Here is a 17,747-nt window from a genome sequence, read left to right on the forward strand (position 1 = left end):
TTCTGACAGGCGACTGTCTGATTTATACTGCTGTCCATCGTGTCGTCTGATACGGCCACGTGGCTGGCGCTCACGGATGACTGATCAGCACACCCGACAGACACGGAGACGGGCACAAACGCGCACGCGCACGGACCCGTTTCGCTGGACGTTTGGCGACGGCTCGTCGCCGATGGCACCCCACATCGCGTCGATGACGTGGCGCGACGGCCTGTTCATCAACTGGCCGGTCGACCCCGACGCGCTTCGATCGCACGTTCCTGAGCAGTTGACACTCGAGACGCGAAACGGCGACGCCTGGGTGAGCGTACTCCCGTTCGTGCTCACGAACGTCGGCATCCGTGGGACGCCACCAGCCCTCCGAACGGCGGTCGCCGAACTCAACGTCCGGACGTACGTCCGCTATCGCGGCGATCCCGGCCTGTTCTTTTTCAGTATTGACGTCGGAAGCCCGCTGATCGCCGCCGCAGTCGGTCGCACAACCCGGTTGCCGGTCTACCACGCCCATATGCGGGTCAGCACCGACGGCGAGACCGTCTCGTTCTCGAGTACGCGAGGACAGACCGGGGCTGGCGCTCGACCACGCTTTCACGTTGAACGAACGCCCGCGCGGTTCTCGGCGACGTACCGTCCCAACGGTGACGTGTTCAGGCCAGAACCGGGGACGCTCGCTCACTGGCTCACCGAACGACGTCGCTTTTACGCTGCCGAACACCGGGGTGTTCTGACCGGCGAAATCGCACACGAGCGCTGGCCGTTGCAGCCCGCTGACGTCACAATCCACGACAATTCTATGCTCGAGGCACACGAACTCCCGGAGCCGATGGCTGACCCGGTCGCGTACTACTGCAGTGAACTCTCGATGACAGGGTCGATTCCCCGACGGCTGTGAGCGTCGTAGTCGCTCCTGTTCGAACTGAGACGGCGGTTGGACGCGAGACCGACCAGCCGTGCGTGTCCGACGCGGACGACTGACCCAGCCTCGTGTTCGTTTTTCGACCGGTGGGTCCGCAACGACGCGTCTACCGGTCGGTATCGATCAGGCTGAAGTCATAGCCGTCGCCATCGGCGCGGGCGTTCTCGTAGACGACGTGGGCCGCGGCGACGTCTTGAATCGCGAGTCCAGTCGAATCGAAGACCGTGACGCCGATGTCGGCTGTCCGGCCGTCTTTCGTGCCAACGACGAGTTCGCCGATCTCGCCGTGGATGTCGTCGTCGGTCAACACGCCCTCGTGGTAGGGGACGTTGATCTCGCCGGAGTGAGTACACTGCTCGTGATCGTCGATGACGATCCGCGCTGCTTGCAGCAACTCGTCGGCGAGTTCGTGTTTCCCCTCCGCGTCGGCACCGATGGCGTTGACGTGGGTGTGGTCGCCAACGTCCTCGAGGCCGACGATCGGGTCTTCGACCGGCGTCACCGTCGAAAGCACGTCGCAGTGGCCAGCCTCCGAAATCGAGCCGGCGCGGACGTCGAATTCGTCGCCGAACGCCTCGATGAATCGCTCGATGCGGTCCTCGTCGAGGTCAGCGACGACGACCTCTTCGATCGGTCGGATCTCACTGATCGCCTCGAGTTGAGTGTACGACTGGACGCCTGCGCCGACGATGCCGAGCGTCGTGGCGTCCGCAACGGCCAGATAGTCGGTGGCAACGGCTGCCGCTGCGCCGGTGCGTTTCATCGTGAGCATCGTTCCGTCCATGATGGCCAGCGGGAACGCGGTCTCCGGGTCGGAGTAAATCATCGTCCCCAGTACGGTCGGCAGGTCGTACTCGGCGGGGTTGTCCGGGTGGACGTTGACCCATTTCAGCCCGGCGGCGTCCCACTCGTCGGTCGTTAAATACGCTGGCATCGACCGGAAATCGCCGTTGTACTGGGGCAGATCAATATAGGATTTCGCGGGCATCTGTGTGTCGCCGCGTTCGAACGCCCCGAAGGCCTGTTCGACCGCGTCGATGACGTCTGCAAGCGCGGCGTGTTCGTCAACATCACTGCTGTCCAAGAGAAGCGTCTGCATGGTGGCGAATATTGCGAGCGACTACTTAGATGGATCGAATATCATCACTTTCGACAGCGATGCCTCCACGTGTGTAGAACGATGACACTCGAAGCGCGTCGAATCACGAACAAAACAATCGGTCGCCGCGGTCGGTGACTCGAGTGCAGGAGCGGACTCAAGTCGGAAGCGACGACGAACCGCGACGTGGGCCGACTCGATTGGCGCTCGAGCGGTAGTACGGGGCTCCCACCGCAAGGGCCGGGTGCCGGACCCGCAGGGGAGCTGAGAGGCTTTCTGGGTTCGGCGAGCGAGTTACGTCGTTCCCCGCTCGAATAGTCGAGATCTTTCGAATCCCGCTTACATCATGCCGCCCATGCCGCCGCCCATACCGCCCATGCCGCCGCCCATGCCACCGCCTGGTGGCATCTCTTCGTCACCGTCGTCGTCAGCAACTGCGAGGTCGCCGGCGGCGATGACGTCGTCGATACGGAGCAGCATGACTGCGGCTTCCGTGGCGGATTCGATAGCCTGGGTCTTCACGCGAAGCGGCTCGTAGACGCCTTCCTCGGCCATGTCGATCGTGTCGCCAGTGTAGGCGTCGAGACCGGACGTGGTCTCGCCACCGTCGTGGTCGGCACGCAGTTCGACCAGCGAGTCGATGGGATCGAGTCCCGCGTTCTCTGCGAGGGTGCGTGGGATGACCTCGAGGGCGTCTGCGAAGGCCTCGACGGCGAGCTGTTCGCGGCCACCGACGGAGTCGGCGTAGTCACGCAGGGCGAGCGAGAGCTCGACTTCGGGTGCGCCGCCGCCGGCGACGACCTTGCCGTCCTCGAGGGTCGTGCGGACGACGCCAAGGGAGTCTTCGATCGCACGGTCGACCTCGTCGATGACGTGCTCGGTGCCACCGCGGAGGATGAGGGTGACGGCCTTTGCGTCCTCGACGTCCTCGACGAAGATGCGCTGGTCGCCAGCGATCTCCTTCTGGGCGACGCTGCCGGCGAAGCCGAGGTCGTCCTCGGTCAGATCGTCGACGCTCGAGACCGGCGTTGCGCCGGTTGCGCGGGCGAGTTGGCCCTGGTCGCTGGATTTGACGCGGCGGACGGCGATGATGCCTTCCTGTGCGAGGTAGTGCTGGGCCATGTCATCGATGCCGCCGTCGACGAAGACGACGTCAGCGCCGACGTCGGCGACCTGCTCGGCCATCTCGCGCAGCTGGGCCTCTTCCTGTTCGAGGAACTGCTCGAGCTGGTCTGGGTCGGTGACGTTGACCTCGGCGTCGATCTCGGTCTCTTTGATCTCGAGGGCACCGTCGACGATCGCGACGTTCGCGTCCTCGGCGAAGTACGGCATGCTGTCGGAGACGCGCTCTTTGTCGACGATGACGCCTTCGACGAGTTCGGAGTTCTCGATCGAGCCGCCGACGACCTTCTCGACTTTGATGTTGTCCGTGTCGACACCCTCGTCGTCAGCGACCGACTGGACGGCGTCGACGACCAGCTGGGCGAGCAGGTCGCGGGCGCTCTCTGCGCCTTTGCCAGTCATCGCGGTAGCGGCGATCTGCTGGAGGACCTCGTCATCGTCGGCTTCGACGTCGATGGCGATGTCCTCGAGGGCCTCGGTGGCCTCTTCGGCGGCCTGTCGATACCCCTGTGCGAGCGTGGTCGCGTGGATGTCCTGCTCTAAGAGGTCCTCGGCCTGGCTGAGCAGTTCGCCCGAAATAACGACGGCGCTGGTGGTACCGTCGCCGACTTCGTCCTCCTGGGTCTCGGCGACTTCGACGATCATGTCGGCTGCGGGGTGATCGATCTCCATCTCCGAGAGCAGGGTGACACCGTCGTTCGTGACGATGACGTTGCCCGTCGAATCGACGAGCATCTTGTCCATCCCCTTTGGACCGAGCGTGGTCCGTACGGACTCGGCGACGGCCTTGCCGGCCTGTACGTTCATCGATTGTGCGTCTTTGCCGGATGTCCGCTGGCTGTCCTCCGAGAGAACGATAAGGGGCTGGTTGCCCATCTGCTGTTGTGCCATAGTCAAGCGAAGGATTGTTTGTGATTCTATATAAGCCTTTCGAGAATTGTCGGGTCAAATCACTGTACGAGGCCCCACTCCGGTCGTTCCACCCGAGCGCTTCGCCTGGTATTTATATTATTCTTCGTTCCTCCCGCGACGCAAATCGGCGGCGAGCAACTCGCTCGAGGCGACGTTCCGCCACTACCAGAAATCATTGCTTCACGCCCCCTCGAGTCGCTTGGCGGCGATGATCGCCGCGGCACCGACGATGGCGGCCAGCCCGGCGCTGGCGAACGCGGGGGTGTATGTTCCGAGCACGTCGTATCCGACACCAGCGAGAAACGGCGCAGTGAGCCCGGAGAGAGCAAAGGCCCCCGAAATAAGTCCGAACACCGCGTTCAGGTTCTTCCGACCGAACAGATCACTGGTCAACGGTGCGAGCAGCGCGCCGTTCCCGCCGTAGGCGAGACCGAACACGAGCGCGAACGCGATGAGCGCGGTCGTCGTCTCGATCGCCGGCAAGGTGAGCGTCGATACGCCCATCAGTATCGAACAGCCGGCGAAGACGCGAACGCGACCGACGTAATCCGACACGTAGCCGATCCCCACTCGGCCGACTGCGTTTGCACCACCGATAACTGCGAGTGCGGTTGCGCCGGCGGCTCGAGAGAGTCCGATATCGGAGGCGTAGACGACGAGGTGGACGAAGACGATGTACATCGTCGTGTAGACCAGTATCCAGCCGACGAAGACCAGCCCGAACGATGGCGACCGCGCCACGGCGTAGATGTCGACGAACTGCTCTCTCAGAGATGGCTGCTCACTGCCGTCCTCTCGACCGCCGTTCGTCCTCGCCTCGAGCGCTCGAGGCTCGGCGAACTCCCCGGCTGGAATCGGCTCCGTCGTGGGTTCGTCTCTGATCAGCAGCGTCGCGACAAGCAACAGGGCGGCGACGACGCCGGCTAACACGAGAAACGACGAACGCCAGCCGACACGCTCGATGAGCGCGGTCGCCGCCGGCGCGACGACGAGCATCCCCGCACCGAGACCGGCAGAGGCGACGCCGCCGGCAAACCCTGCACGTCGGTCGAACCAGCGCGGCACTGTCGCGTACGCCACGACGTAGACGATGCTCATCCCGATCCCCGTGACGACACCATAGGCGAGGACGACCGTGAGCCACGTCGTCGCCACACTGGTCCAGAGCAAGCCGAGACAGAGCACGACCGTCCCGATGGCGAGCATTCGCCGCGTGCCGAGTCGATCGACGAAGACGCCGACGAGAACCGCGCCAACGTAGAGCAGCAGTGTCTGCACGCCGAAGGCGATCGTCGTCACGCCACGAGAGCGCTCGAAATCAGTCGCCATCTGCTCGAGAAAGACGCCGAAGGAGTAGGAGAGGCCGAAAACGACGAACGACCCGAGAAAACAGGCGATGACGACGATCCAGCCGTAGTAGGGACGATTCATTGCGAGAGATCGATCGATATCGTTGGTCGAGCGATGTGAATATCGTGGAACCGGCGAACTCGTCCGAATCAGTGCCGGTGGTCAGGTGTGTCGAGTTAGTACGGCACGACGTAGAGCATGACCGCGAGGAACGGGATGAGCAACACCAGCATAGCGATGGCGTAGCCGAACATCTCGCGGGCTTTGATCTCGATACCGGCCATCAGGAACGCGAAGTTGACGACGTTGAGGTTGAGCGCGTCGACTCCTCGGCATCGGCTTTCAGGTCACCGCCGCCGGTGCTGGTCTCGAGCAGTTCGGACTCGGGGATGTACTCCGTGATCCCCCGCGATCGTTCGGGAGCGGGGCGCAGCAGGTAGAGCACGATCGAAGCGAACGCGATCGAGAGGACGGTGAGCATGAAAGGAGTTGTCCAGTGTCCGGCCGACTCCTGTCACCACTCGATGCATTTCCGACGACCAATCGAGAACGAGTCTGCGTTCAGACACGCCGTCAACTGCCCGAGAAAAGAGCGTACTGCGTCGAGTGAGGTGTGCGAGTTCGGTCGGTGTTCGATCAGGACTGGCCGCCGGGGAACCGGTGGTACTCCATCCCTTTGTGTTTCATCTCGTTGTGTTTGTCCTCGAGGAACGAGTAGACAGTGCCGTGTGGGGCGCCATCGAGGATCATCTCGGCTGCGGTGCGGACGATGTCGACCTGCTGTGGCGTGCCGATCGTGCCGAGTGTCGAGCCGTAGATGACGACGTCAGCACCCGTCAGTTCTTCCATGAGTTCGCGTGTGCGACCGCCCTCGCCGATGAGTCGGCCTTTCTTGCGTTTCATGTCGTTTTTGTTTCGTGCAGCGGCATCGATGTCGACGAGGTCGAACATCATCATCTCGTCCTCGAGCAGTCGCAGTGCCGCTTCGGGCGCGAAGCCACGACCGATCGCACGGACGATATCAGGGGCTTTGAGACCGCGCACGGGGTCGCCAACGCTGTCGATGGCGACGGAGCCGTTCTCGGAATCGATGTCGAGTCGAACCTCGGCTTCCGCCTCGATTTCGCGCATCGTCTCGCCTCCTTCGCCGATAAGAACGCCAATACGGTCCTGCGGAATCTTCACGTGTTGCATATATCCACGATACTGGCTGGGTGAGGTTAAGACCTTGGTCCGAACCGAAACCCCTGCGAGTGACGGACACACACCGCCACGGCGCCATACGATCTGCTGTCCCGATCACCAGCGCGAGGTCAGTGATCGGCAGGACGTGACGCCAGCAGTCCGTCTCGCTCGCGGGACCGGCTACGGTTCGACCGATCGGAATCGAACCGTCTCCGAACGCGTCTCCACGATCGCGACCGTTCGGTCGGCCGCAGAACCCGGCAGGACGTGTGCGCCGGGGTTGAGAACCGTCGTCCGGCCGTCTTCCGACAGCTCTCGCTCGTGGTGGTGGCCGTAACAGACGAAATCGAACGTCTCACCGGCTGTGATCGCCTCGACCTCTGCTTTGGACTCGCCGTGGAGGACGGCAAACGAGAGCCCGTCGAACTCGAGGCTTGCGAATCGGCCGTGCAGTTCGCTTTCGCCCCCCAGCGCGTCGAACGCCGACTGGAGCGTTGCGGCGTCGCCGTCGTTGTTTCCGAGCACGCCATGAAGTTCGAACTCGCTGAAGTAGCCGATCATCAACGGCGCGATGAAGTCGCCACAATGAATAACGACCTCGACGCCCTCTTCGTCGAAAATCTCGACTGCGCGTTCGATCGCCGTGACGTTGTCGTGGGTGTCGGAAATGATCCCGATCTGCATACCATGGCTCGCGGTGGCAAGCCACTAAGCCGTTCGGGCGTGGTGGCTTCCGACGGGCAGCCCTCAGCTACGAGACGGATCCGGCTCCGGGTCCGTAACGAACTCGAGGAGGTCGTCTTCGCTGACCTCGAGTCCTTGTCGTGAGAAGAAACTCGCCACGTTTCGGCAGTCGCGCTCTAAGAACTCGCGGCTGTTGGGGTGGTGGACCGTCACGGCCTGGCCGAGGTCGATGATCACGAGTTGGCCCTCGCGTGCATCGAAGACGACGTTGTACTCACTGAGGTCGCCGTGGATCAGCCCGGCCGAGTAGAGCCGGCGCATATACTCACGCATGACCTCGTAGGCCGTCTGGGGGTTCTCGATGTGGACTTCGCCGAGGCGTTTCGCCCGGCCGTCCTCGGTGCCGATGTACTCCATGACCAGCACGTTGCGTTCGGTGGCGATCGGTTCCGGCACACGGACACCAGCCGCTTTCGCCCGCTCTAAGTTCGCCAACTCCTTTTTCGTCCAGGCGAGCACGACGTCTTTTTTCTTCCCGCCAAGCCCTTCGAAACGGGGGTCGCCCTCGAGATAGTCGCGCATCTGCCGGAAGTTCGAGGCGTTGATCCGGTAGATCTTGACGGCGACCTCGCGGTCGTCTCCCTGCGCGAGATAGACGTTGGCCTCTTTGCCCGTCGAGAGCGGGCCGCCGAAGGCCTCGACGTAGCCGTCCTGGACGAGCTTGTACAGCGCCGCCAGTGTCGCATCGTCGAACACCGATTGTTCGACTTTGAACTGGTCTGCGTCTTTGATCCGCTCCTCGAACTGCTCGAACTTCCGATCGCGCTTGCGGGCGATCCGGTCGGCCTCGGTCTCTGAAACGTCGATCTCCTCCCATTCGTCGCCCGGCGTCTCGACGTCCTCGAGGTCGACCAACCCGAACTCTGTTCCCTGTCCCATCTACCCCGTCGTACGGACTCGGGCGGGTAAAGTACTGGGTATTGTTTAGCCGTGATCGACTGTCGAACTGTCAGCACTGTCGTGGCCGCTGTGTGACTGCGCAGTCCCGTTGCACGACGGCTTTGGCTTGCATCGCGTTTCATACGGTCTGCTGTACCGATCACCAGAGACGGGATCGGTTATCGCCGGTACGTGATTCCAGCAGTCTGTATCAAGTGTGAGATGAGGCCAGACTGTCGCTCGAACTGACTGGCCCGAACGAGTACGCCTCCTGTTAGACTTATCCCCAAGTTCGTGGTAGGCAAAAACATGAGTGATGCTAACACGAGTGGTTCGGGAGCGGGACCGGATCACGATCACGACCACGACCACCACGGTGGCCCCGGCTATGCGTCGCCCCAGGCCGCGATCGAAGCGGGCGGCCGAGAGGAACTCGCCTATGTGATGAGTCTCTACACCGGCACCGACATCGACGAACCCGATTTCGTCGCCGTCGTCGACCTCGATCCCGACTCGGAGACGTACTGTGAGATCATCGACCGCGTCGAGATGCCAAACCGCGGCGACGAACTCCATCATTTCGGGTGGAACGCCTGTTCCTCATCGTGTCACGTCGAGGGTCTCGAGCGAAGACATCTGATCGTTCCCGGACAGCGCTCGTCGCGAATCCACGTGATCGACACGAAAGACCGGCGAAATCCCGAACTGGTCGAGGTGATCGAACCCGAGGACGTCTTCGAGTACGACCTCTCGGCACCGCATACGGTCCACTGCGTGCCGGACGGTCAAATCCTGATCAGCATGCTCGGGGACGCCGACGGCGAGTTGCCGGGTGGCTTTCTCGAGCTCAACGACGAGTTCGAGATCGAGGGCCGATGGGAGCCACCGGACGAGATCGAGATGAACTACGACTACTGGTACCAGCCGCGCCAGAACGTGATGGTCTCGACCGAGTGGGCCGCGCCGAAGACGTACTACCCTGGGTTCGACCTCGAGGACGTCGAGGCGGGCAACTACGGGCAGCAAATCCACTTCTGGGACTGGGAGCACGGCACCGTCGAGCAGACCATCGATCTCGGTGAGGAAGGGCAGATCCCGCTCGAGGTGCGGTTTCTCCACACACCCGAGTCGACCCATGGGTTCGTGGGAACCGCACTCTCCTCGAATATGTTCCACTTCTGGTATGATTCGGATGCAGGCGAGTACCGCGCAGAGAAGGTGATCGACTTCGAGGCCCGCGAGCACCCCGACTGGGATATGCCGGTCCCGGGCCTGACGACTGACATCCTGATCTCGATGGACGACCGGTATCTGTTCGGCTCGAACTGGCTCCACGGCGAGGTCTGGATGTACGACATCTCGGATCCCGCGAACCCACGCCGGGCCGATTCGCTCTCGGTCGGCGGCACCTTCGGCGAGATCCAGGAAGTCCAGGGCCGCGACCTCTCCGCCGGCCCGCAGATGCTGCAACTCTCGCTGGACGGCGAGCGCCTCTACTGGACCACCTCGCTGTTTTCCACGTGGGACGAGCAGTTCTATCCCGAGGAAGGCGAGCGCGGTTCGGTGATGCTGAAAGCCGATGTCGACCCGCGAAACGGCACGCTCGAGTTGGACGAGGACTTCCTCGTCGACTGGGGCGAGTGCCCAGCGGGGCCGGCCCGCGCCCACGAGATCAGGTGGCCCGACGGCGACTGTACGAGCGACGTCTGGCAGTAGCTCCGAATGGCAAGCTACGATGTCACCCTCGAGTGGATCGGCGGTCCGACGCGGACGATCGACATCGATGAGCGCGAGACGGTGCTCGAGGCGACTCGACAAGCGGACGCGCCGTTGCCGTACGGCTGTCGAACCGGCGCGTGTGGAACCTGTGTCGGGCGACTGCTCGCGGTCGACGAAACGGCGAGTGTCGACGCGGACACAGTCGAGGATGTGTTCGACGTCACGGACGCGTTCGCGTACCGACGCGAGCCGCGGGCGTTGAAACCTCGACACCGCGACAACGGGTACGTGCTTCTGTGTATCGCGACGCCCGAGACGGCCTGTCGGGTCGCCGTTGGCTCGCAGGTGCAGTCCGAACTGGTCGACAACCCCTGGAAGTGAGCGGTGCGCACAGCCTTTTCTCGCTGTCCGTCCTAGAACCAGGTGTGGCGCTCCTGTACGAACAACTGCGAACGAGAACCGGACGATGACGGGTCACGAGGTGACACTCGAGTGGCCGGACGGCCGACGCGATACCGTGACGGTCGAGCCTCGAGAGACGGTGCTCGAGGCGGCCCTGCGGGACGGCGTTCGATTACCCTATGACTGCCGAAAGGGGACCTGTACGGCCTGTGTGGGCCGACTCCGCTCGGTCGACGAGGATGACTCCGACGCTGAACCGTCGGAAGAGAGCGGGTCGATCGACGCCGCCGCGGCGTTTGACTACCGACGCCAGCCCGAGGCCCTGACAGAGCACGAGCGAGCGGACGGCTACGTCCTGTTGTGTATCGCCATGGCGCAAGCTGACTGTCGCGTTGCGGTCGGGCCGATGGTTCGCGCCGAACTCGGCGACAGCCCGTGGGGATAAGGCACTCATGACGCCATCCGCGGGTCGAAGTTCCGAGTCGATTTCGCGGCCCCGATCGCCAGGTCGCTTCGACGCTCGAGACAACCGTCCCGAACGGGTCGGGTGACTGCAGTACTGTTAACGGGCCCGGGACGAAACCCTCGAGCACGAATGCCCGCTGGCGACGCGACCGTAGACGAAGACAACCCGTATCTCCGGAACCCGCCGACCGAGTTCGAGCCACTCGAGGAACTCTCTGAGGAAGCGGCCCGTGAACAGGTCGAACACCTCCGCGCGGCCATCCGCGAACACGACCGCCGATACTACGTCGAGAACGATCCGATAATCGCCGATCGAACCTACGACGCGCTCTTTACGCGGCTGCAGGACCTCGAGGACGCCTTTGACCTCTCCCATCCAGATAGCCCTACCAGAAGCGTCGGCGGCGAGCCGCTCGAGTCGTTCGACACGGTCGAACACGTCGCGCCGATGCTCTCGATCGACGCGAGCGGCGGGGCCGATGACGTCCGGGAGTTTGACGACCGCGTTCGCCGCGAGGTCGGGGCGGTCGACTACGTTTGCGAGCCCAAGTTCGACGGCGTCTCGATGGCGTTCATTTACGAAGACGGTCGCCTCGAGCGTGCCGTCACCCGCGGCGACGGTCGCGAGGGCGACGACGTAACGGCCAACGCCCGCACCATCGGCTCGGTACCCCAGCGACTCCACGGCGACCGTCCCGACTTCCTCGCCGTCCGGGGCGAGGTCTACATGCCGAAAGACGCCTTTCAGGCCCACAACCGCGAGCGCATCGAACGCGGCGAGGAGCCGTTTGCGAACCCCCGAAACGCGACTGCTGGGACGATCCGCCAACTCGATCCGAGTATCGTCGCCGACCGCCCGCTCGAGGTCTTCTTCTTCGACGTGCTCGAGGCGAGCGAGCTCGAAGCGAGCCATCGCGAGGAACTCGAGCGCTTTCCCGAGTTCGGCCTGCGAGTGAACGACCGCGTCGAAGTGGTCGACTCGATCGAGGGCGCAATCGACTACCGTGATCGCATGCTCGAGGTCCGTGACGACCTGAACTACGAGATCGACGGCACCGTGATCAAGGTCGACGACCGCGAGGCCCGCGAGGAGCTGGGTCGGACCGCTCGCCACGACCGTTACGCGTACGCGTACAAGTTTCCTGCTCGAGCAGAGATCACACCGATCGCCGACGTGGCGGTCCAGATCGGGCGGACGGGGCGAGTGACGCCCGTCGCCTTGCTCGAGCCGGTCGACGTCGGCGGTGTGACGGTCTCGCGGGCCAGCCTCCACAATCCCGAGGAGATCGCCGAAAAGAACGTCAACGTCGGCGACACGGTTCGTGTCCAGCGGGCCGGCGATGTCATCCCCTACGTCGAGGAGGTCGTCGAGAAAGACAGCGAGGGCCACTACGAACTCCCCAAGCACTGTCCCGTCTGTGACAGCGCCATCGAACGCGACGGACCGATGGCGTTCTGTACGGGTGGGCTGGCGTGTGACGCCCAGCTTCGGCGCTCGATCGAGTACTACGCGAGCGACGACGGCCTCGACCTCGAGGGACTCGGCGAGAAGAGCGTCCGCCAGCTCGTGGATGCGAGCTTGCTCGAGTCCGTCGCGGACCTATACAAACTCGAGCGCGACGAGCTCACGGAACTCGAGGGCTGGGGTGAGACCAGCGCCGAGAACCTCTTATCGGAGATTGAGGCCAGCCGCGAGCCCCCACTCGCCGACTTCCTCTCCGCGCTGGGGATCCCTCACGTCGGCCCGACGACGGCCCGCGAACTCGCCCGTGAGTTCGGCTCTTTCGAGGCGGTTCGCGAGGCCGCCAAAACCGACCCCGAACGACTCGAGGGCGTCGACGACGTCGGCGAGACCGTCGCGGGGCAGATCCACGACTTCTTCGCGAGCGAGGCCAACGCTGCGGCCGTCGACGACCTGCTCGAGCACGTCTCCCCGCAGGAATCCGACCCCGAGCATGGCGGCGACGCCCTCGAGGGACTCACCGTCGTCTTTACGGGCTCGCTCGAGGGCATCACTCGAGGCGAGGCCCAGGACATCGTCGAAGCCCACGGGGCGAACGCAACGGGCAGCGTCTCGGGAAACACCGATTATCTCGTCGTCGGCGAGAACCCTGGCCAGACGAAACGCGACGACGCGGCGGCGAACGACGTGCCGATCATCGACGAGGACGAATTTCGCGAGTTGCTCGAGGAGCAGGGCATCGACCTCGAGTAAGATCGGCTGAGTCAGCTGGCCCGGTCCTCGAGGTCAGTACCCAAGTTTGAACGCCGAGTTGATCGCGAGGGCGAGCACGATGGCGGCCAGCGACGCCGCGAGAAAGCCGAAGGCAACAGTCCAGCCGAACAGATCCGCGAGCAGTCCGACGACCACGGAGCCAAGCGAGGCGACGATCATGTAGACGGTGCGAACGAGGCCGAAGCCGGCGTTTTGCTCTTCAGCCGAGAGTTCGCGTAAGAACCTGGGCATGAGTGCCGAGCCGAAGCTCATGGCGATTCCGACGAGTGTGACGCCAATGATAATCGACGGGAGCCCGGCTGCCGTGACGAGGAGTCCGAACCCGACGACGCCGGCGAGCATACAGCCGGCGAGTGCGCGGTCCCGGCCGATTCGATCGGAGACGGCCCCGACGCCGATCTGGGCAACGCCCTGGACGACGAAGTACACGGAGAAGAACACGCCCGCAAGCGTTGTCGAGAGGCCGCGGTGTTCGATGAGAAACGTCGGCAGGAACGAGGCGGTTCCCTGCCAGGCGAACTCGCCGACGATGGCGATGACGAGCGTGAACGCGATCGGTGGCCGGCTGAGCAGCTCACTGATCGGCCCGAGCTGGAAGCGCTCTCGAAGCGGCGTCTCCGGACGGCGAGGCTCGGTCGGACGGACTTTCCAGGCGAACAGCACTGCAGACGGAATCCCGACTAACGCGATGACGGCGACTGCGAGTCGCCACCCGAATCGAACCGCGATCCACGCGACGACGACGGGCGTGAGGAGACCGGCGACTGTCGCCCCAGAGTTGTGGACGCCGACCGCGGTGCCGACGTTGTCGTAGGTTCGGGCGAGCAACGTCGTCGCGACGCTGTAATGAAGTCCTGCGACCGCACCGAGCAGGATCGTCGAGAGGAAAAACAACCCGAATACGGGCGCGATCGACACGGCCAATGCGGCCAGTGCCGATCCGCCGACGGCGACGAGGATGACCAGCCGCTCGCCGTACCGATCCGCGAGAACGCCGCTTGGATACTGGGCAAGACCGTATGCAAGCCACATTCCAGACAGTGAGAGCCCGACGACTGCGTTCGAGACGGAAAACGTCTCGACGATCTCGGGAAGCACGGGGCTGATCGCCAGCCGTCCCACCATCGTGACGAAGAACGCAAGCGTACACAGCGCGAGGACGGTGTCCCGATATCGCCAGCGCATTGACGGCAGTCTCACCACTTCCGGTGGAAGTGGGGGTGGATACTTAGCCTACGCGATTTGCGGAAAGAAAGCGTGAGACGAACACACGTGACCGACGCTGCGAGCGATCGCCGACCCCCTACGCCGGGAGTTCGGCGGCGATCGCCCCCACTGCCTCGAGTCCCTGCACTTCGCCCTCGCGTTCGGGGAGTGTGACGACCTCGAGGTCGGGAAACGTGTTGTGGATCTCCGTGAGCCGTTTCTCGTGGCGCTCGTATCGGGACTGGCAGCGCGAACAGTCGTCGTCCGGGTCCTCGAGCACCTGGTTGACGACGAGTTGGTCGACGCGAACGCCGTTTTGACGAAGCGTCTCGACGAGGCGTTCGGATTCGGCGATGGCCATCTTCTCGGGGATGAGCACGACGCGAAACTCGGTGCGCTCGGGATCGACGAGCAGTTCCCGGGCGCGCTCGAGGCGAGCCTGAAACGCCTCGAGGCTTTCCTCTTCGTCGTCGCTGCGCCCGGTCATCATCGACATCGGCCCGAACACTGCCGACTTGGCCGCGGTGCCGATCCGCTGGGCCTGCCCACGAAGTGACTGGAGCGTCTCGAGTGCCGGCCCGATTGCCTCCGGCATGTCGAACAGCCGGAGCGTGTGCCCCGTCGGGGCGGTGTCGAAGACGACGATGTCCCACACCTCACTATCGACGTACTCGACGAGTAGATCCAACGCCGCGAGTTCGTCGCTGCCGGCCGGCGCACCCGAGGCGAATATTCGCTCGACTTCCTCGTCTCCGAGTCTGATGCCGGCGCTGCGGAGATCTTTGGCTAACGCCTGGGCCAGCTTTTCGTACCGTTCTTGCTGTGTCTCGGGATCAACCTCGACGGCCCACAGCCCGCCCGACTCGCTCTCCCCGCCGCCCTCGAGTCGTTGTGGCTCGCTTCCAAGGTCGACCTCGAGCGAATCCGATAGCGAATGAGCGGGATCCGTCGAAACGACGAGCGTCTTCTGGCCAGCGTCGGCGAGCCGAACGCCGGTGGCCGCCGCACAGGTCGTTTTCCCGACGCCGCCTTTGCCGCCGTAAAAGATGCAGTCAGTCATTGACCCGGCTACGACCGGCTGACACCTAAACGACCGGCCCGTTCTCACGGAGTGTCGTCAGTATTGATGGACACTGCGGTGGGTGATGGCGAGAAACACGGACTCACGATAAAACGAAACGGATAACGGAATCGCAGTGAAAGCGCGACGAACCTCGATCAGAGGTCGACGCGGTCGAACCGGTAGAGCGCGATGGCCATCGGGACGACGATCCAGAGCAGCAAGATCACGAAGGAGAACCAGTTCTCGAGGTAAAACGGCACGCCGTTAGCGAACCAGGCGTCCGGATAGGACGTGCCAAGTTCGCTGCCGCCGGTCGAACTGAGGACTGTGATCGCGTTCTGGAACGCGTTTCCTGGATCGATCATATCGATGAACAACGCCCAGTCGGGGAGTCGGTCCATCGTCATCTGCTGTGCCGTTCCATCCGGTCCGGCGACCTCCTGTGTGTAGCTCACACCGTCGATCGTGCCGCGGTTCATCAGGACCTGGAAGACGGTCTGAAGCGCGTTCCAGACGATGTAAAACAGGATGAAGACGCCGAACATCGCCGCGCCGGCGATCGTCGTCGACCGCGTGATCGACGACAGTGCGACGGCGATGCTCGTGTAGGCAAGGCCGTAGATGATCGCCATTACGAGCAGGCTCACGTAGTCGACGATATCGAAACTCCCGAGCAGCGCCGCGACGATAATAGCGGCAAGCGCGAAGCCGACGACTAGCGAAACCGAGAGCACGGCCGACCGGCCGAGCAGCTTTCCGAGCAGGACGTCCTTGCGGGAGTGGGGCAACGAGAGCAGGATTTTGATGCTGCCCGTCTCACGCTCGCCGGCGATCGCTTTCCAGCCCAAAATCAGCGCAATCAGCGGAATTACGAGCCGTGTGATCTGGCTGACAAAGAGGACGAGTGCTTCCGTCGTCGCACCCTCCGCTGCGATATCCTCACCGAAGTACGAGATTGTCCCCGTGACCGCGACCAGCAACACGAAAAAGAAGAGACTCAGTCCCCAGAACATCCACGAACGGACCGCATCCTGGAAGTCTTTTCTTGCGATCGCACGGACGCTCTCGAGGTTGATCGAACTCGAGGGCGAGGTCGTTTCCGAGCTTCCGGTCGCAGTGTCGGTGCTCATCGCGCTTCCACCCCCGTCCCGGTATCCGTCGTGTATGACTGGAAGACGTCCTCGAGGGTGGCCTCACGCGTCGAGAAATCCTGGACCTCGATGCCTCGATCCTCGAGCGTCGAGAGGACAGTCGTTTTCGAGCCGTCGACCTGCACGACGAGCGTTGGCGGGTTCTGTCCCTCGACGGTGGCGCCGCCGACGTCGGGAAGCGATCGCACTGCCTGGAGCGCGTCGTCGTCGATCCGGTCGACCGTGACTCGGAGGCTCGTCCCGCCGTCGACGGAGTCGCGCAGTCCGGCGACGGTGTCGATGGCGACCATCTCGCCGTCGCGCAGAATGCCGACCCGATCACAGACCGCTTCGACCTGTTCCATGATGTGACTCGAGAAAAACACCGTTGCGCCGCGGGCGCTTTCCTCGCGGACGATCTCGCGCATCTCGCGAGCGCCGTTGGGGTCGAGGCCGGTGGAGGGCTCGTCCAGAATCAGCAGTTCGGGCTCGCCGACGAGCGCCATTGCGAGCATGAGCCGCTGGGACATCCCTTTCGAGTAGCCGCCGGCCTTTTTGTCGATGGCGTCGCGGAGGCCGACGCGCTCGAGCAGTTCCTCGGGGTCGTCGTCGGCTCCTTTCGAGTCGATGGCGAACTCGAGATGTTGGCGGGCCGTCAGTCGGTCGTACGTTTCGACGCCTTCGGGGAGGACACCGGTTCGCGAGCGGATCTCGCGGCTGTGGGCCTGGGCATCAAGCCCAAGCACCGTTACCTGTCCAGCAGTGGGCCGGATGAAATCGAGGATCACGTTGATCGTCGTTGACTTGCCGGCGCCGTTGGGACCAAGGAAGCCGAACACTTCGCCCTCCTCGACCTCGAAAGAGAGGTCTGAGAGCGCGAGCGTCTGACCATAGGATTTGGTCAGCGTATCAACACTGATAGCTGGCATAGCTGTGTGGTCATGGCGTTCACCGATAAGAGTTGTTACTTCGCCATGATAATATACCAACAGGATTGGATGAACAAATCCTATATTGGGTCGTCCGGATCGTATCGTTCGGCGGTCCGTTCGACCTCGGTCGCGTAGCGCTCTCGGATGTCTTCGTCGACTACTGGCTCGAGGTCGTCCTCGGGAATTTCCGTGGCTGCCGTGACCTTTGGACCGGTGCGCAGCGCCGTCGACGAGCGCTGTCGTTGCTGGTAGCGCGAGCCGTCGGGCGTCGCATAGACGATCGTCACGAAGTCCCGGTCGCCGAACTCGCGTTCGACGAGCCAGCACTGCACCGTCGAGTCACTCATGGCTGGCCCTTGTGGATTGACGACCGAGAATGTACCGTCT

The 17,747-nt window shown here is 63.4% G+C and carries 17 protein-coding genes; 5 read left to right on the top strand and 12 right to left on the bottom strand.

The window, feature by feature from the left end; all coding sequences use genetic code 11:
• Window positions 1-76: 76 nt before the first annotated feature.
• On the top strand, window positions 77-892 hold the full coding sequence (locus DV706_RS07425; protein WP_006065246.1) for a YqjF family protein: 816 nt from the start codon (window positions 77-79) through the stop codon (window positions 890-892).
• A gap of 130 nt (window positions 893-1,022) precedes the next feature.
• On the opposite strand, the gene DV706_RS07430 is transcribed toward DV706_RS07425, so the two are convergent.
• From DV706_RS07430 to rio1, 7 genes are all read right to left on the bottom strand, one after another.
• The gene (locus DV706_RS07430) at window positions 1,023-2,015 is read right to left on the bottom strand and encodes an ornithine cyclodeaminase family protein (protein WP_006065245.1); all 993 of its coding nucleotides are present in this window, start codon (window positions 2,013-2,015) and stop codon (window positions 1,023-1,025) included.
• Window positions 2,016-2,354: 339 nt separating this feature from the next.
• Entirely contained in the window at window positions 2,355-4,013 is a 1,659-nt protein-coding gene (gene thsA, locus DV706_RS07435; RefSeq protein WP_049889691.1) for a thermosome subunit alpha, read from the bottom strand.
• Between the two features lie 216 nt (window positions 4,014-4,229).
• Entirely contained in the window at window positions 4,230-5,480 is a 1,251-nt protein-coding gene (locus tag DV706_RS07440) for an MFS transporter (protein WP_006065243.1), read from the bottom strand.
• A 202-nt stretch (window positions 5,481-5,682) separates the two neighbouring features.
• Entirely contained in the window at window positions 5,683-5,880 is a 198-nt protein-coding gene (locus DV706_RS21935) for a hypothetical protein (RefSeq protein ID WP_049889685.1), read from the bottom strand.
• A 155-nt stretch (window positions 5,881-6,035) separates the two neighbouring features.
• Window positions 6,036-6,593 (bottom strand): KH domain-containing protein, encoded by a 558-nt coding sequence (locus DV706_RS07450; protein WP_006065242.1) that lies wholly within the window; start codon window positions 6,591-6,593, stop codon window positions 6,036-6,038.
• Between the two features lie 171 nt (window positions 6,594-6,764).
• The gene (locus DV706_RS07455) at window positions 6,765-7,268 is read right to left on the bottom strand and encodes a metallophosphoesterase (RefSeq protein WP_006065241.1); all 504 of its coding nucleotides are present in this window, start codon (window positions 7,266-7,268) and stop codon (window positions 6,765-6,767) included.
• Window positions 7,269-7,331: 63 nt separating this feature from the next.
• Window positions 7,332-8,207, bottom strand: a complete 876-nt coding sequence (gene rio1, locus DV706_RS07460) for a serine/threonine-protein kinase Rio1 (protein ID WP_006065240.1) — start codon at window positions 8,205-8,207, stop codon at window positions 7,332-7,334.
• A gap of 309 nt (window positions 8,208-8,516) precedes the next feature.
• Between rio1 and DV706_RS07465 the strand changes: the two genes are divergently transcribed.
• From DV706_RS07465 to ligA, 4 genes are all read left to right on the top strand, one after another.
• The gene (locus DV706_RS07465; RefSeq protein ID WP_006065239.1) at window positions 8,517-9,923 is read left to right on the top strand and encodes a selenium-binding protein SBP56-related protein; all 1,407 of its coding nucleotides are present in this window, start codon (window positions 8,517-8,519) and stop codon (window positions 9,921-9,923) included.
• 6 nt (window positions 9,924-9,929) lie between these two features.
• The gene (locus DV706_RS07470) at window positions 9,930-10,307 is read left to right on the top strand and encodes a 2Fe-2S iron-sulfur cluster-binding protein (RefSeq protein ID WP_006065238.1); all 378 of its coding nucleotides are present in this window, start codon (window positions 9,930-9,932) and stop codon (window positions 10,305-10,307) included.
• Window positions 10,308-10,392: 85 nt separating this feature from the next.
• Window positions 10,393-10,773 (top strand): 2Fe-2S iron-sulfur cluster-binding protein, encoded by a 381-nt coding sequence (locus DV706_RS07475; RefSeq protein ID WP_006065237.1) that lies wholly within the window; start codon window positions 10,393-10,395, stop codon window positions 10,771-10,773.
• Between the two features lie 150 nt (window positions 10,774-10,923).
• Complete coding sequence (ligA, locus tag DV706_RS07480) at window positions 10,924-13,008, top strand: NAD-dependent DNA ligase LigA (RefSeq protein WP_006065236.1); 2,085 nt, start codon at window positions 10,924-10,926, stop codon at window positions 13,006-13,008.
• A 33-nt stretch (window positions 13,009-13,041) separates the two neighbouring features.
• On the opposite strand, the gene DV706_RS07485 is transcribed toward ligA, so the two are convergent.
• From DV706_RS07485 to DV706_RS07505, 5 genes are all read right to left on the bottom strand, one after another.
• Window positions 13,042-14,214: an MFS transporter gene (locus tag DV706_RS07485; protein ID WP_006065235.1), complete on the bottom strand. Its 1,173-nt coding sequence runs from the start codon at window positions 14,212-14,214 to the stop codon at window positions 13,042-13,044.
• Window positions 14,215-14,332: 118 nt separating this feature from the next.
• Window positions 14,333-15,295 carry an ArsA family ATPase gene (locus tag DV706_RS07490; protein ID WP_006065234.1) on the bottom strand — a complete coding sequence of 321 codons (963 nt, stop codon included), beginning with the start codon at window positions 15,293-15,295 and terminating at the stop codon, window positions 14,333-14,335.
• A 158-nt stretch (window positions 15,296-15,453) separates the two neighbouring features.
• Entirely contained in the window at window positions 15,454-16,428 is a 975-nt protein-coding gene (locus DV706_RS07495; protein ID WP_006065233.1) for an ABC transporter permease, read from the bottom strand.
• Entirely contained in the window at window positions 16,425-17,357 is a 933-nt protein-coding gene (locus tag DV706_RS07500; protein WP_006065232.1) for an ABC transporter ATP-binding protein, read from the bottom strand. The genes DV706_RS07495 and DV706_RS07500 overlap by 4 nt, the downstream gene beginning before the upstream one ends.
• Window positions 17,358-17,437: 80 nt before the next feature.
• A complete protein-coding gene (locus tag DV706_RS07505) occupies window positions 17,438-17,707 on the bottom strand; it encodes a hypothetical protein (protein WP_006065231.1) in 270 nt (89 codons plus the stop codon).
• Window positions 17,708-17,747 lie beyond the last annotated feature (40 nt).

This window comes from Natronorubrum bangense (genome assembly GCF_004799645.1).
Classification (GTDB): Archaea; Halobacteriota; Halobacteria; order Halobacteriales; family Natrialbaceae; genus Natronorubrum; species Natronorubrum bangense.